Origin of the sequence: Undibacterium sp. (genome assembly GCF_030683615.1) — a bacterium.
Classification (GTDB): domain Bacteria; phylum Pseudomonadota; class Gammaproteobacteria; order Burkholderiales; family Burkholderiaceae_D; genus Undibacterium; species Undibacterium umbellatum.
The window spans coordinates 88,585-104,438 of the sequence record NZ_JAUXQE010000044.1 but is presented as its reverse complement, the minus strand read 5'-3'; the positions used below and the strand labels follow the sequence as shown (position 1 = coordinate 104,438).

Sequence of the window (15,854 nt, the reverse complement as noted above, 5' to 3'; positions counted from 1 at the left end):
TGTTGCATATTCTGCTTGCTTGGAGAAGCTGTCAGCGATTTGGTTCAGTGTGAAGCTTTGCGCCATCCAGTATGCCAGGCCACTTGGGTCTGCTGGGCGATTGAAGTAAGCGATGTAAAGCTTTTGGATATCTGCTGCTGTATTGGCCATTTAGAACTCCTGATTTATGATTTAAAAAGTGCGAAGCTTGCTTTTTAGGCACCTACTCGCGTTACGGCAAGCAGATAATCGCAGAAGCACCCAATCGAAGATGTGACCGAAATCACATTTTCAAAAAAAAGCAAGATTCAACAACATTTGGCTTTGCTATTCCAGATTTTTCATTAGCTCTGCAGAAACAGCTTTCAAATGAAAAGTCTAGATGTGACTTTGCCAACCTACAATTATACGACTTCCCCGGAAGTAAACCAAAATGAATATTTCGTTACACCAAATTACTAAATAATTTATCAGCTTCGATGGGAACAACATCATTTATATAGGTAGCAAAGCATCAATACAGTATTTATCTTCCAATTCATTTCCTCTATTAAGCCCCCCTGCAGGTCTGAAAATCACCATGGCAATGCAAATACGGCAAACATAAAAAAAGGGGGGCTTCCGAAGAAGCACCCCCCATTTTTCTATCCAGCAAGATATTACTTTTTACAAGCTGATACAAAACCCAAGCATAAATAATTGCCATAAAAATACAGTAGGCAATCACTCTGTCATCGTTTGCTCCAATAGGTGACACCGTAAACCATGCGCTTGCCGTCTTCATCCAGCTTGGACTGGAAGACATAAGATGCAGTCCCGCCTTTTTCTGCAGTCACTACGCCTTGTACTGACATATTTGCTGATGGCATCTGTTGGTTGACGCCATACAAAACACCACCACTGGTGACGCTACCCTCACCCCGCAAGGCAAATTTTTCATTACCGGAAATTACATCAAATCCTGTCGTAAAAGTTGCGCTGGCAAAGTCCAGTTGCAATTTGCCATTTTCCAGTTTTGCTGCTGACTCAAGGCTCTTGACATTATCGACAACAAGTGCCTGACTGTCTTTCAATGCAAACCCCAGGCTACCGGTAGTCGGCACCTGCCACTCTGCATCTTTGGCACGATATACCGCAAAATATTTATTGGTCCCGAGATTGGCATTTTGGCTCTCGTCCTGTTTCTTGAGATCAATTTCTGCCTTTTGGCCAAACAGTTCAAAATAGCGACCCCAGATGATGGTGTTTGCCAGTGCGACTTGTCCACCCGGGTTGCCCGTGCCAGTTGAAGGCTTGTTATTTACCAGTGTCTGCTGAACTCCACCAGCCTTGTTTGGATCAAGATTGGGGTCGATTGCGGCTGACACATTGGTATTATTGCTGGCTCCCAGAGTCTTGCTACCTGGCTCATCAGATCTTGGAGGTGCCAAAGAATCGGGCAAGATGCCCGGTGCAGATTGCAAGAGTTGTGGTTTGCTCTGTCCTTTATTAATTTGCAGCAACAATCCTTGCTGGCGAGCAAACAATTCTGTTGCACTGATACCTTCGCAAGGGCCGCCACCCTGTGGAGAACACGCTCCATCAAAGCCACTGACAACGACACCACCTTCCAATACCACGACCCTTGTCACGTCCGCCGTCGTGGATACGATGAAGTCTGTGCCCCTTACACCAATGGCGGCAACTGGCGTATTAAAGCGGAAATTCTGCCTTGCCAGCTTGACGGCATTGCCTGAAACACTACGTGCCACGCCAGAAACCAGTTCAAGCTTGATGCGCGTATTCGAGGGATCTTTTTTATCCACATGGTAGCTAACGATGCGCGCTTCGCTATTCGGGCGCACGATGAGCATGCCATCGTCCAGGGTTTTCAGATAGATATAACCATCTGCCCCAGTTTTGATGCTGGTATTTTCTGAAATCTGACTATCCACAGTTGCAGGTTTGCCATTGATCTGAACCTTACCCCAGATCGCCGTTACCTTTGCAGCATCTTCTGCAAATGCGAATACGGGAACAGCCATCAGGGATAGCAATATCCACCTGAGAAAGTTTCCTGACAAATTATCTGTTCGAGTCTTCATATTTCATCCTTGCTTGCTGAAAGAAACAGCAAAATACTTCCCACTGAGTACACATTGCCCCAGTTAAACCTCATTTTTACATTTACCATTATCCACTGATAAATAAAAAATATTGTGATGACGGTCACAATTTACGATTTCCAGTTACTATAACATTTTTTTGCTAAGCCATTGAAAACAGTAGGTTTATTATAGATAGCCTGAACTGCTGGAGCCAAACCAGCCTTAATCAAGCAAATAAACACGAACTTTAGCAGGCTACAGATAATTTTGATAATTTCTTGCGGATATGCATTTAGCTCAAGATGCGATGCATAAAACCCAACATTTTTTTTGATTTCAGCTTATGATGCAGCCGAAATTATTTTGATCGAAATCTATTCCCATTCGCCTCATTGCACATTGAACAATTCAACGGACACTCTCTCGCAAACATGAGGCACGCTTTCGGGATTTTTTTGCGCACCCCGGCAAAAACTTATTTGTGGTTGGTCATTGCCGCACTGGCAGTCAGTTTGTGCGCAGTCAATCAATGGCTGCCTGAAAGCCAGCGTCTGTTTACTGGTGATAACTGGCTGCGTGACCATTATGCACAACTACGTGCTAAAGACTTGCCGGAAGAACGGCTGGCTCTGATTGATATTGATGATCATAGTATATCCGTGCTTGGTGCTACTCCCTGGCCCAGAGAGCGTATCGCCGATCTGATAGAGAAACTGATCGCCGACTTCAATGTTCGTGGCGTTGCGCTCGATATCTATTTTGAGAAGCAGCAAGATACCGTTGGCGACCAGCGCCTGGCCGTGCTGGCCGCCCATGGTCCGGTGGTGCTGGCACAGGCCTTTGATTTTCACAAAAATAAAACCACACCTGCCCGCAACGGCCAACTGATAGGTGGCGTGCCTGCCGCCACTTTTAGCCAGACAGATCTGACTCACATGGCGCAGGCTACAGGTTTTATTGCCAATCATGCCGGGTTGGGTGATGCCAGGTATATAGGCAATATTGGCTTTGTACCTGACCAGGACGGAACTTTACGCCGGATTCCTGTTCAGACACGCTTTGACAATAAAGTTTACGATGCCTTGTCACGTGTCTTGTTGCAATGCTGTTCAGGAAGAAAGACAGATAAGGTATTTGGCAGCAATAGCCGGTTTTCCGATGTTGATGAAAATGGCTTCGCACGGGTGGATTACAGCCGGACCCTGACATCATATGAAGTTGTGCCTGCGCTCAGCGTTTTGCAGGGCACTACACCGCTGGAATCCTTGCATGGCAAGTATATTATTATCGGTTCGTCGTCCTTGAGTCTGGCGGATCGTGTGCCAACGCCCTTGCTGTCTTCAACCAGCGGTTTTCTGGTGCATGCGCAAGCCTTGACGACCATGCTGGATGAAGAAGAGGGCCAGCACTATGTTAAATGGCCAGGACGCTGGATTGCCCTGCTCTTCAGCGCCCTGACTGCAGGTATTGCTGTATTTATGTTTCCACGGTTCTCAGCGCTGGCGAATACATTGATGCTGGGAGTGGCCTCGGCAGTCTGGATGGCACTAGCTTACCTGGTGGTTGATCACGATATGTGGTTTTCACCTGTCAGCCCCCTGGTAACGAACTTTTTTTTACTGGCTGTTGCCGTACCATTTGGCTGGCAAACGGCACAGCGCAAATCACGCAGGCTGCTGGGAACCCTGCAACAATATGTCGCCAAGGCAGTCGTGCAGGAATTGCTGCGCAGTGACTTGAAAGATCCGCTGGCACCGCGTCAGTTGCATGTCACGACACTGATTGCTGATATGGAAGGGTATACCAGTCAGGTTGAAAACTTGTCCATGGAAGAAGCAGCCAGCCTGACAAGGGAGTTTTTGGAGTGCCTGACTGCACCCGTGCTGGAAAAAGGCGGCACTCTGGACAAATATACAGGTGATGGTCTGGTGGCATTCTGGGGTGCCCCCTTGCCAGTAGAAAACCACGCTGACCTGGCGCTGGATGCAGCCATAGAAATAGTAAGAAACGTCAGGAAATTAAGTCAGCTATACGAGCAACAAGGGAGAAAGAAGATTAGAGTCAGGATAGGAATAGAAAGCGGCATTGCCATTGCAGGAGACTTTGGCAGCTCATTCCGCAGTATCTACACTGCTGTCGGAGATAGTGTGAATACCGCCTCACGCCTGGAAGACGCTGCGCGCCACTTCCCGCATGACATCATCATCGGCAAAGGAACCGTGGAGAGCTCGACCAGGCATGTCTTCCAGCCATTAGGCGAGCGTTTACTCAAGGGCAAGGAAAAACCAACTACGATTTACACAGTCGAGGTAATGCTATGAGGAGAAAAGGCAGTTATCTGCGTTTTTTGCCTCTGATGCTATTGCTGACCTCATTCGGCAAGGTCTATGCCGGAACGACCCTGGAAGAGGCTGACAGTGACAGCCTGTATTTAGGCGCCCTGAAGGCCATCAGCGAAAAGCGCCATGATGAAGCCAAGGCCATACTGAGCAATTTGATAGAAAAAATTCCCCAGCATGCAGGCGCGTGGCTGGAATTGGCTATGTTGCAATGTGAACTCGGCAACAAGGCCGAGGCGGACCGTTTGTTTTTGAAAATGAAGCAAAGCTTGCCGCTGTCCGAAGATCAAGTGCAGAAACTGGATATCTTGCAGCCCAAGGAGTGCAAGGTGCGCTCACGCAAAAAACATATGTCGCTCAGCCTGGAAGTAGGCTATGACACCAATGTCAATCAGGGGGCCAGTAACCCCACCTTCATCTTCGGCAGTGGTACAGAACAAAAGGAACTGGTGCTATTGCCAGAATATCAGCCTAAGGCTGATCGTTTTGCGACTATATCAGCGAATATCTCTACTGAATTGGCGAAAGAGGGGACCCTGGGCTTCGCACAAGTGCGTGCGCGCAGCTATGATGCCATGACCTCGTATAACACGCTGGCGCTGGCTGCGGGCCTGGAACACCCCTGGAAATGGCGTGACTACAGCGTCAAAGGCACGGCCATGGCCAGCATCCTGACTTTGGGCGGCACGCTGTATCAGAAACAGGAAGTAGCGCAATTGCGCCTGATGCTGCCCACCATGCAAGCCAGCCCATGGCGTTTCAGTACCATAGCAGCTTACACCAATGTGCAGTACCCGACTTTGCGCAATTTTGATGGTCACACATGGGAATTGCGTGGCCTTGCAAACTATGAAGCTGAGAAATTCCAGCTACAAGCTGGCGTCGCCTATCTGGCAGACCGCGCCCATGCAAATCGCCTGGGTGGTCATAGAGACGGCTATTATGGTAATTTGACACTGAGACGCCAGCTATCCCAGCGCAGTGAACTGGAATTGGGCTGGAGCCAGCAACTTTGGCAAAGTGAGGGAATTTACTCACCCAACCTGATTGATGTGGCAAGACGACAGCGTATACAGACCTTAAAAGCTGCCATGAACTGGTATGTGACAAACAACCAGGTCCTGCAACTGGAGTTTCGCGCCACAAATAACAAGGAAAATATATCCATCCTTCAATACAATAGCAAAACCCTGCAGTTAAGCTGGCAATGGCAAAATTTCTAAGTCAGGGATAGAGAGCATGGTTCAAGTTCCTGCCGTCCTCTTTTATTCCATGCATACTCATGCAGCATGAATTACAGCAAACAACATGAGGAAAATGAGAGCCCGGTAGAATAAGCAAAATCTGAACACAAGTTGACGAGCGATGAATATGCCCGCAATTTGAATTGATGACCCGCTGTCACCATCTGTCATTAACGCTGACACAGAATATATTGAGAACGAATGACCAGTTGCTGCGCACAGAAGCGCAAAGGCCAGTCTTCAAAATTGGATTGACCAATGACGGTATCAAATAATGAAGTTGCTGTGATCCACAACAAGGCACCGAGCGCGGAGTCTCCACCACTCACGCCTGGACAACTGCAATTAAATATTCCGATTCAAACCAAAGTACAGGTTAAAGTTAACCAGATCACGGTCAACTTGCGCAATATCCCCCTGTTGATGGGCCTCAGCGATGAAGACATGAACAAGGTCAAGGCCGACATGCGCGTGCGTCACTTCAACAAGCGTGATGTGGTATTGCAAAAGGGCGGTATCGGCGACAGCCTGCTGTTCTTGTTGTCAGGGCAATTGCAAGTTGTTGATGTAACTGAAGACGGCCGCGCCATTGGTTTGCGCATGCTCAAGGAGGGTGACTTCTTTGGTGAAATAGCCATCATCAATGGCACGCCACGCTCTGCCTCGGTGGTCGCTTTGAGTAATGTACTGGTCGGCTTTTTACCAAGTGCCACGGCCATGCATCTTTTTTCCCATTCGCCTGCCATGGCAAACATGATGTTGCGCCATCTGGCAGAAAAAATTCAGCGCGATTCAGAATTCCGTGCCTTGCTGAGTATCAGCAATACCTCCCGGCGCATCTATGCCTTTATTGCCCTATTTAAAAAAACCATGCCGGGTAATCTGGAAGTCATAGAAAACCTGCCCACCCATCAGGACATCGCCATGATGATCAACACCAGCCGGGAAACTGTTACCCGAGCGCTCTTGCATCTTGCGCAACAGGGCATAGTCGAGAAAGACTTGCACCGCCTCATTATACGCAAACCCGACGAACTGCAAAAACTGGCGCTGGGCGCAAGCTGAATCAGGGCAAGGCCTGATACTGCACTAGCCAATTCACCAGCTTACTAGCTCACGATGTTATTTAATTCTTTTGAATTCCTGTTTCTTTTCCTGCCCATTACCCTGGCAGTGTGGTGGCTGTGTAAAAAAACAGGCGGACTAAGACTGGCACTGGGCTGGCTGGTACTGGCCTCCCTGATCTTTTATGCAGTCTGGGATGTGCGCTATCTGGCCGTGCTTTTAGGCTCCATCAGTACCAATTTCTGGCTGGGTGGTCGCATACTACAGGCGAGGCAACAGCAAAACGATAACCTAGCCAGCCGCTGGATGAAAGCTGGCATAGGTTTCAATTTATTGATGCTCTGTGGCTTCAAATACACTTACTTCCTGCTGGCAAATTTGTTTGCCGTTTTTCATGCCGCCCCCCCCATAGACCCTGTGGTTTTGCCGCTGGCCATTTCCTTTGTGACCTTCCAGAAAATCGCTTATCTGGTAGATTGCAGGCGTGGTGATGTCCACCGACACAATGTCCTCGACTATCTGTTTTTTGTCTCCTTTTTCCCGCAACTGATCGCTGGCCCCATCGTCCACCACAAGCCCCTGATTGCACAAACCAGGGTAGATGAAAATCCACTTTTCGGGCAACAGGAAGCGCTGATTACGGGTGCTGCATTTCTGGCATTGGGCTTGTTCAAAAAAGCCATACTGGCAGACAGCATGGCACGCTATGCCAGCCCGGTATTTGAGTTGGCCAGACACACCACACCTGGTGGCGAAGCGGCCTGGCAAGCCATGCTGGCCTACAGCCTGCAATTGTATTTTGATTTTTCAGCCTATTCAGACATGGCCATAGGCCTGGCATTGATGTTTGGTTTTAAGCTGCCAGTCAATTTCTTCTCGCCTTACAAAGCAACTTCCATCATCGATTTCTGGCGACGCTGGCACATGACATTGTCGAGTTTTTTGCGCGACTACTTGTATATTCCTTTGGGTGGCAATCGCCACGGGCAGTTCAAACGCTACCGCAATCTCTGGCTGACGATGTTATTGGCGGGCATATGGCATGGCGCAGGCTGGAACTTCTTTTTGTGGGGAGCCCTGCATGGCAGCATGTTGCTGCTCAATCATTTCTGGCACTATGTTTTACAAGGCAACGCTAGATTGCGTGCAGTATGGAATAAACTACCTGCAGCCCTCAGCATCGTAGTGACCTTTATCCTGGTCGCTTTTGCCTGGGTATTGTTCAGGGCACCGGATATGGCTAGTGCAGGTCATATGTATGCAGCCATGCTGCAGCCCGACTCAGGCACGCGTCTGCCTACCCTGCCCTGGCAAAATATAGCTCACGTGGCAGAAGCCCTGCTGAGTACCTCAGTAGATGCAGGCTGGCTGTGGATAAGTATAGGCATGGCCATCGTCTGGTTTTTGCCGAATACGACGCAGCTATTGAAATACGACCCCAGCCCGAATGTCGCAGTCAGCCAGCTCAGTGAACGAAGGCAGATGGCACTCGGCATTATCGCCGGCGTATGCCTGTGGTTCGCGTTGAAATGGATGGCCGTCAGGCCAGCCACAGAATTTTTGTATTTTAATTTCTGAGCGAGCGAGAACATGAAAAAATTCTTGCTCACCATGACTGGCAGTTTCCTGATACTCAGCATACTGTGGGTAGTCGGCATCAAATACCAGCTCGGTGCAGCTACTGCCAGTTCACGCTGGGTCTACGATGCCTATCAGCACAAGATTCACGCCGCACAAGCAGTCAACACACCGCGTGTACTGGTCGTCGCGGGTTCGAATGCCATGTTTGGCATAGATTCCGGCATGCTGGAAAATTTCTGGCAAAAGCCGGTCATTAATCTTGCTGTGAATGCAGGTCTGGGCTTGCCGTATATACTGGATGTATCACGTCGCATCGCCCGTCCTGGCGACATCATACTCATGCCCATGGAATATGCGCTCTATCTTGATGCTGGCAAAGCTAATTCACAAGTCATCGACTATGTCATGGCAAGGGACCTTGATTACTGGCGCAGCCTGACACGCTTGCAGCAATTGCAGTATGCCGCCGGGCTGGGGCCAGAACGCTGGCTGCATGGATTGCGCCATCTTCCAGATAGTCCGGTGACCAGTGGCACCTATGGCGCTCATCATTTGGATGCTCGCGGCGACCAGACTCACTCCAGTCCCGCCGAGCGCAGCGCAGGTGATATAGCCGCGCTGAAAGTCGCCAAAGCCTGGGACTATGGCCACAGGGCTGCGACAGAAACTGGTGGCTGGAAGCTAATGGAAAACTATGCGCAATGGGCCAAAGCCAATAACATCTGCGTCATCGCCATGCCCACCGTATTACTGCACCATGCAAAATACGATAGCGATGTGGAAGACCAGATTTTTTATACCGGCTTGCCAGCGCGTATCAACAAACTAGGTCTGGAATATCTGGGAAAACCGAGGGATTTCATGTACGAAGAAAGCTGGTTTTTCGATACCGACCACCACCTGCAAGACTGGGCCAGAGAAAAACACACAGCAAAACTGATCGCCCTGCTGCAAGCCCGCGAAAAAACTGCTTGTGACAAACAATAAAAAACGGCGGAATGAGATCCGCCGTTTTCTTTGAGTCTGCTTATTTTCTACAAGCGACCAATTTCAATATCCAACGCATTCGCGATACCGTCTATCGTATTCAATAATCGTCGAGACAGGGCTGGCCATTGTCTGGTCGCAGTCCAGGTTTTCGCCTGTAATGCCTTCGCCTTCATCTTTTGCGGGTCGCTCAAGATTGCTGCAATACCTTCGGCGATTTCTGCTGGCCCCGTGCCTGGCAAGACATGTACCGCATCTTTCACATCATCAAAAATTGACAGTGGCGTGACTGCCACCGGGCGACCAGATGCCAGACCCATGCGCACGGCAGCGCTGGACGACTCCTGGGTCTTTTGATATGGATAGACAATCAAATCAGCTTGCTGCAACCAGGACTGGCTGACTTCATCCGTCAGGTAATCAGCCAGGAAAGTCACATGCGCGTCCAGGTTCGATTCATACATGAGCTTGCGGCACAAATGATATTCACCTTCCGACAAACCTACCGGGTAAAGTGAAGTCACCAGCAATAAATGATATTGCGCACCGCCCTCCTGCTCGCGCAATAGAGCAAAAGCCTTGATCAATGCCTGTATGCCCTTGTGTGGCAAGAGGAAACCATAGGCCGCAATCACGGTTTTCCCTTGCAAGTGACGGGCATCGACTCTGGCAACAGCATCATCCAGGGTAGGCATCAAACCCTGTGGGAAAAACAGCAGGTTTTCATGCACGCCATATCCCTTGAGCCGGTTCATGTCATCAATACCATGCACGTACAAGCGGTCAGCCAGTCGCAACTGGCTGGCGATCGCCTTGAGAGAAATCAAGCCTTCATCACGCTGCACATCTGCTGTGGAGTGAAAGAAGACATATACAGCTTTACCGGCATCCTTCACACGGCAAATCAGATCAGCCAATGCGGTAAGTGAAAAGAAACCAAAATTATATTGAATGACAATGGCATCCAGCTGCTGCTCGTGTATGGCAAGATGGACGTATTCCAGATCTTCATCCATGCTGGCGTCCCAGGCACGGATGACATTATCTGCATCACGCGCGGTTCTCTCTGGGACGTGACTGCTCAGATAAACTATCCTGTCAGCAGGGATACCAGCCGTCAAAAAAGCTGAATAGGAAGCCACACCACAACGCGCATTCCAGGTGCTGATCCAGCCTATGCGTGGCTCCTTGCGGAGCAAGGGCTGCTGTTCCAGTGCCGCAACAGCCTGCCGCGATCTATTGGCGACATCAGCCCAGGCATAATTTTCTGAGATATAGGCATGGGCCGCCGCTGTTTTGGTGGCGACCACATCAGCCGGGCTGGCATATACTTCCTTCATCAGGGCGCTCAAATGATCAACATCAGGGTCAGCCCAGGCTGAATGCACGGCACTGAAATGCGAAGTCGATTTGGCGAATTGGTAGTCACATAACCATACTCTGCTCTCATTACAGAAATCCATTTGCCCGCTCCAGGCCGTGGCAATCACCGGCAATTTTAACAGCATGGCTTCGGCCACCGGCAAACCAAAACCTTCGCCGCGACTTGGTGCGACAACGGCATTGCATACTTCATACAAGCCGCGCATTTGCGCCTGGCTGTAATCGTCCATGATGACTTGCACATGGGGAAAATGTGGATCTGCCTCCTGCAAGGCTGCAAGCTGTTCAGTCACATCATTATGCGGATTTGGGAAAGTCTTGATGACCAAGCTGACATCATCACTATCCCTGAATGCCTGCCCATAAGCGAGCAACAAGGCATCCGGTCCTTTGCGCGGGAAACAGGAAGACACATGAAGGAAACGATAGGTTTTCAAGCCATTCAGTAAAGCTGCCGGAACAGGTGCGGCAGCCACTCTCAGCAGATGATCAACGCCATTGCCAACTGCGGCAATAGGTACACGCACGCCATTGTCGCGCAAGACCTTGCCGACAAAACGTGATACCACCAGCACCAGGTCCAGCTTGCGATTGAATTCATTGACAAATTCTTGCGGAAAACCGGTTTCTTCCCAGCCATAAGAATTGACTACCCTGACCCTGGCCTGCATATCATCCAGCGTTGGTGGGTAACAATTGCGCAAAGCCACATCAGGCATGACGAAGCTGTTTTTGCTGATATCTTGCATGGCCGCGATATCGGGATTTGCTGCCAAAAATTCTGTAGACGCGGGAAAATCGCCATGCCCCTCGCGACTACGCAAACCCAGTTGCATATCAGATGACTCTTGTTGCGATGACAGTGCGCGCGCCAATTCACGGTTCACGATTGCCAGGCTATAGCTGGAATCAAAGGGGCCTTCGATCTGCCACAATGACGGAGACTTCTCGATGGAATTTACCTGCCCGGACGGCATGGGCACCCCGAGCGTCTGCAAGAATGCCTGCAGATTTGCCTTGATCTGTTCCCGTGAAAAACGCTGGATATTTTCTCGCTGCCCGGTGATGAGGCTGCGACGCAAGGCAGGTTCACTCAATACCATCTGCACATGGGCAGCACACTGTGCCGGACCGACATTGGCATCCAGCAAAATACCGGCTTTACCCATGGTGTCGGTCACGCCTGCAGTGGCACGCGCAATCACAGGGACATCATGCAGCATGGCTTCTATCAGCGGCATGCCAAAACCTTCGTGCTCACTCAGGCTGACATAGGCATCGGCACTACGGTACAAGGCCAGCAAATCTTCTTCCGAAACTTTACCTGTCATCAGCACTTGGCCATTGAGTTGCATGGCCGTGATGCGTGCACGCACCTCTTCCTGATACGGCAGGCTGGTCACGCCACCTGCCAGTATCAGGCGTACCGGCTGGCTGGAAAAATGTCGCAGTTCATTGAACATCTCCAGCAATTGCAACTGATGTTTATGCTCACATAAACGTCCGACAAATAATATATTATGCGCGCCGCGCAAACTGTTCATCAGGCTGGTGTTATACGCATGCTGCTGCCAGCGCGTCACATCCACCAGCAAGGGAATAGTCACGACATTGGCATAATTGGCGGCGCGCAGTTCAGAACTATTCAATTCCGAATCACCTATGGCCGCCTGGAAATCCTGCGCCCATAAGCCCAATTGCTGACGCCCCAGAATACTCAGTTCAGGCAAGCCATTGTCAGGCAAAAACTGTGGTGGGGTAATATTGTGATAGACCAGTACCTTGCGTGCCTTGATATCTTTCAACCAGGCTGAATTTTCGTAACCCAGGCTGTGATGTACCAGCAAGATATCCTCACTGGAGAGTTGCAATTCGCTGATGGACAGCACTTCATCACGCACTTCGTCTTGCACCAGATCGCAATAAATATGCGATGTGTATCCCATTTCCCGCAGCAGGCCGCGGGTAAAAAACATGCCATTACTGACGCCATCACCCTTGCCGCAGGAGGGACTGAATTGATGTATCTGCATCTTATTTACGACCTATGACTGCGTAATCCTGAGGACCGAATAATTCCTTGTTGAGCAGTGCTTCGACCTCACTGCCACCAGCCAGCATATGATCATCAGGATAAGGATGCAGGCGCAAAATCTCTGCATGAGAAAAACCGCGCTGCCTTGCCATGAACTCTGCCACTTGCGGGACGATAGGATGCAAATGGGTAGGATCGAAATAGAAGTTACAAGACCCTACTTTGAGATTTTCCGGATTCGGGGTTTCAAAAATAATCACGCCACCAGGGCATAGCGCATGGTGAGCGGCATCAAACAAGGCGATCAATTGTTCAAACGGTAAATGCTCTATGATCTGGAAGCCTGTCACTGCACCTATGCTGCCAGCGGGCTGCTCACGCAGATAGGCAATCGCATCGGCATGGCGCACCAGGAAACCCTGGTCCAGGCAAGCATTCACCATGGAGATATTCATGTCCACACCCATGGCAGGTATGCCTTGTTCATCCAGCAAGTCCAGCCATTCACCGCGGCCACAACCTACGTCGATGACCATTTTGCGTTCTTCTTTGGGCTGACTGCTGATATGCGACAGATAAGGTAAATACACTTGCAAACGCTGCTTGATATCTTCACGCGAACCGCGGAATAAAGCTTCAAATTCCAGATAAAACTGGTCCTGATCAAAATCAGATGCTGACAATTCTGCTGCCGCTGCTTTTCTGACTGGTGTCAGGTCAGACATCTCACTGCTATTCACGTCTTTTACTTCTACTGCGATTGCTGGTACTGCACCAGTATTCTGCACACTGGCAGTTTGCAGACCCGCACGCATCATCAAATTCACTGAGCGCAACTGACGTGCAATGTGCAAGCGGTCAAACTGCATCAGGCGGTTACCTACATCCAGCGCATCGAACTGGTCCATGCGTTGCTGTAGTTTCAGCGACTCAAATTGGGCGAAACGTTGTTTCAGCTCTTGATGATGATGAGCCTGGCTGACCAGTTGCCGGTTCAATTCATCAATCTGACTTTGCAGTTTGGCAATATCCACTTCCGTTTGAAACCGGGTGCGCGGCAAGCGCAGCAAGGCATTACACCAGGCCAGGGCATAACCCAGGCCAGGGATGCGGCGGATTTTTTGCCTTAGACCGACTGGCGCTGCTGGCTGACTGCTGTTTACTGGTACGGCCAGACCATTATTTTCCTCAGCATTGTGCTTCTCTGGCATGGTTTCCTGGAGTGATATTGTTTCAATTGCATTATCCGCTGGCAAATTCTCTTGTTCGAGAACTAATTTCTGCGGGACGGCATTACGCCTGCTGCGCTGTATCAGGCTGGCCTTGTCAGCCAGTTGCTGTGCTTCGGGCTGGGATTTATTTTTTATCGCCATATAATTCGGTAGTTTTATTCATAATTGGCGGCAAATTATCAGTTTTTAGACCGCTAAAAGGGTTTGAAGTATAAATGATGATGTAAACTGCGACGAATTTATGTAGCCAGCTCGTTTCCATGAAACTCCGTTCCCGCGCCATCATGTGAATTTATAGATGCCAGATGCGGCCAGATGCGTCAGGGGTCCAGCCAGGTTTTCTAGTGTAGCCTATTCAGTCCTTGTCTACACTGAAGCCGCTCCTGTCAGAGTTTCCTGATTAGATATTACAATTCTATTTATATTTTATAAAATCTGCCCTGAGGGCAAAAAGAAGAAAGTTATCCATGTTATTACAGCCCGTCATTCTCTCCGGGGGTTCCGGAACCCGGTTGTGGCCGCTATCGCGTGAAAAACACCCGAAACAATTGCTTGCCCTGATAGGTGAAGAAACCATGCTGCAGGCGACTGCGACACGTGTACGCGATTTTTCAGGAAGCATAGGCGTTGCCCAGAAAATGATCGTGGTCTGTAATGAAGAATACCGTTTCATCACAGCAGAACAATTGCGCGTCGCAGGTTTTACCGATTGCAACTTGTTGCTGGAGCCCACCGGCCGAAATACTGCCCCTGCCCTGACACTGGCGGCCCTGTCTGCCGTCAGCAACGCCGAAGATGCCGTGTTGCTGGTCATGCCAGCAGATCATGTGATCAATGACAAGCAGGGCTTCCATCTGGCCATACAGCAGGGCCTGCAACAGGCCGTAGAAGGGGCCATGGTCACCTTTGGCATAGTCCCCGACAGGCCAGAAACCGGTTACGGCTACATACAGACAGGTGAAGCCTTGCCAGGCGCTGCAGTGCTCGAATTGCAAGCCTTTGTCGAAAAACCGGCACTTGAAGTAGCCCAGCAATACCTTGATGGCGGACGCCACCTGTGGAATAGCGGTATTTTCATGATGCGTGCCAGCACCTGGTTAAAAGCCATAGCGCATTTCCACCCTGCCATGTTCGCGGCCTGTCAGCAAGCCATGGACAAAGCCAGCATAGACTGCGATTTCGTCAGAGTTGACAAGGAAGCATTCCTGTCATGTCCGTCCGATTCGATAGATTATGCGGTCATGGAAAAACTGGCCCGTGACAAGGATTTGAATATCCCTGGCTATGTTGTCCCTTTCAACGCTGGCTGGTCGGACGTTGGTGCCTGGGATGCGGTCTGGCAAGTCTCAGAGAAAGATGCCAACGGCAATACCGTCCATGGCGACGTCTTGCTGGAAGATTCGCGCAATTGTCTCGTCATCTCTGACAGCCGTCTGGTTGCCTGCCTGGGGCTGGAAGATGTGATCGTGGTCGAGACACCAGACGCCGTGCTGGTCACCAACAAGGCCAATACCCAAAACATCAAGCGTGTCGTGACCCGCCTGAAAGATGAAAACTATACTCAGACCGATAACCATCGCAAAGTCTACCGCCCATGGGGACACTACGACTCGGTTGATAGTGGTGAACATTTCCAGGTCAAGCGCATTGTCGTCAAGCCGGGTGGCCGCCTGTCCATGCAAATGCACAATCATCGGGCCGAGCACTGGATCGTGGTAAGTGGCACTGCATTGGTCACCCGCGGTGAAGAGGTGATGACCCTGGTGGCAAACCAATCCACCTACATCCCGCTGGGCGTCAAGCACAGGCTGGAAAACCCGGGGCAGACTGATCTGGAATTAATCGAAGTACAATCCGGCGCCTATCTCGGCGAAGACGACATCGTCCGTTTTGATGATATCTATGGTCGTGTCGCAGGCTGA

The 15,854-nt window shown here is 50.1% G+C and carries 9 protein-coding genes; 6 read left to right on the top strand and 3 right to left on the bottom strand.

Annotation, left to right across the window (positions count from 1 at the left end; genetic code table 11):
- Positions 1–710 precede the first annotated feature (710 nt).
- Complete coding sequence (locus tag Q8K39_RS24520) at positions 711–2,063, bottom strand: FecR family protein (protein ID WP_305263733.1); 1,353 nt, start codon at positions 2,061–2,063, stop codon at positions 711–713.
- 434 nt (positions 2,064–2,497) lie between these two features.
- Here Q8K39_RS24520 and Q8K39_RS24515 point away from each other — a divergent pair, with 434 nt between their 5' ends.
- From Q8K39_RS24515 to Q8K39_RS24495, 5 genes are all read left to right on the top strand, one after another.
- Complete coding sequence (locus Q8K39_RS24515; protein ID WP_305263732.1) at positions 2,498–4,387, top strand: CHASE2 domain-containing protein; 1,890 nt, start codon at positions 2,498–2,500, stop codon at positions 4,385–4,387.
- Complete coding sequence (locus Q8K39_RS24510) at positions 4,384–5,628, top strand: tetratricopeptide repeat protein (protein WP_305263731.1); 1,245 nt, start codon at positions 4,384–4,386, stop codon at positions 5,626–5,628. Before Q8K39_RS24515 ends, Q8K39_RS24510 begins: the two co-directional genes overlap by 4 nt.
- 279 nt (positions 5,629–5,907) lie before the next feature.
- The gene (locus Q8K39_RS24505) at positions 5,908–6,714 is read left to right on the top strand and encodes a Crp/Fnr family transcriptional regulator (protein WP_186955843.1); all 807 of its coding nucleotides are present in this window, start codon (positions 5,908–5,910) and stop codon (positions 6,712–6,714) included.
- Positions 6,715–6,768: 54 nt separating this feature from the next.
- Positions 6,769–8,292, top strand: a complete 1,524-nt coding sequence (locus Q8K39_RS24500) for an MBOAT family protein (protein WP_305263730.1) — start codon at positions 6,769–6,771, stop codon at positions 8,290–8,292.
- A gap of 12 nt (positions 8,293–8,304) precedes the next feature.
- Entirely contained in the window at positions 8,305–9,282 is a 978-nt protein-coding gene (locus Q8K39_RS24495) for a hypothetical protein (protein ID WP_305263729.1), read from the top strand.
- A 47-nt stretch (positions 9,283–9,329) separates the two neighbouring features.
- Here Q8K39_RS24495 and Q8K39_RS24490 read toward each other — a convergent pair whose 3' ends face one another.
- A complete protein-coding gene (locus Q8K39_RS24490; RefSeq protein WP_305263728.1) occupies positions 9,330–12,698 on the bottom strand; it encodes a glycosyltransferase in 3,369 nt (1,122 codons plus the stop codon).
- 1 nt (position 12,699) lies between these two features.
- Positions 12,700–14,073, bottom strand: coding sequence for a bifunctional 2-polyprenyl-6-hydroxyphenol methylase/3-demethylubiquinol 3-O-methyltransferase UbiG (locus Q8K39_RS24485; protein ID WP_305263727.1), 1,374 nt, complete (start codon positions 14,071–14,073; stop codon positions 12,700–12,702).
- A 326-nt stretch (positions 14,074–14,399) separates the two neighbouring features.
- On the opposite strand from Q8K39_RS24485, the gene Q8K39_RS24480 reads away from it, so the two are divergent.
- Positions 14,400–15,854: a mannose-1-phosphate guanylyltransferase/mannose-6-phosphate isomerase gene (locus Q8K39_RS24480; RefSeq protein ID WP_305263726.1), complete on the top strand. Its 1,455-nt coding sequence runs from the start codon at positions 14,400–14,402 to the stop codon at positions 15,852–15,854.

Excerpts from the sequence above, each read along its gene's own strand:
- Q8K39_RS24490 (WP_305263728.1), bottom strand. The coding sequence starts at position 12,698 with ATGCAGATACATCAATTCAGTCCCTCCTGCGGCAAGGGTGATGGCGTC.
- Q8K39_RS24500 (WP_305263730.1), top strand. The coding sequence starts at position 6,769 with ATGTTATTTAATTCTTTTGAATTCCTGTTTCTTTTCCTGCCCATTACC.
- Q8K39_RS24510 (WP_305263731.1), top strand. The coding sequence starts at position 4,384 with ATGAGGAGAAAAGGCAGTTATCTGCGTTTTTTGCCTCTGATGCTATTG.
- Q8K39_RS24515 (WP_305263732.1), top strand. The coding sequence starts at position 2,498 with ATGAGGCACGCTTTCGGGATTTTTTTGCGCACCCCGGCAAAAACTTAT.
- Q8K39_RS24495 (WP_305263729.1), top strand. The coding sequence starts at position 8,305 with ATGAAAAAATTCTTGCTCACCATGACTGGCAGTTTCCTGATACTCAGC.
- Q8K39_RS24480 (WP_305263726.1), top strand. The coding sequence starts at position 14,400 with ATGTTATTACAGCCCGTCATTCTCTCCGGGGGTTCCGGAACCCGGTTG.
- Q8K39_RS24505 (WP_186955843.1), top strand. The coding sequence starts at position 5,908 with ATGACGGTATCAAATAATGAAGTTGCTGTGATCCACAACAAGGCACCG.
- Q8K39_RS24485 (WP_305263727.1), bottom strand. The coding sequence starts at position 14,073 with ATGGCGATAAAAAATAAATCCCAGCCCGAAGCACAGCAACTGGCTGAC.
- Q8K39_RS24520 (WP_305263733.1), bottom strand. The coding sequence starts at position 2,063 with ATGAAGACTCGAACAGATAATTTGTCAGGAAACTTTCTCAGGTGGATA.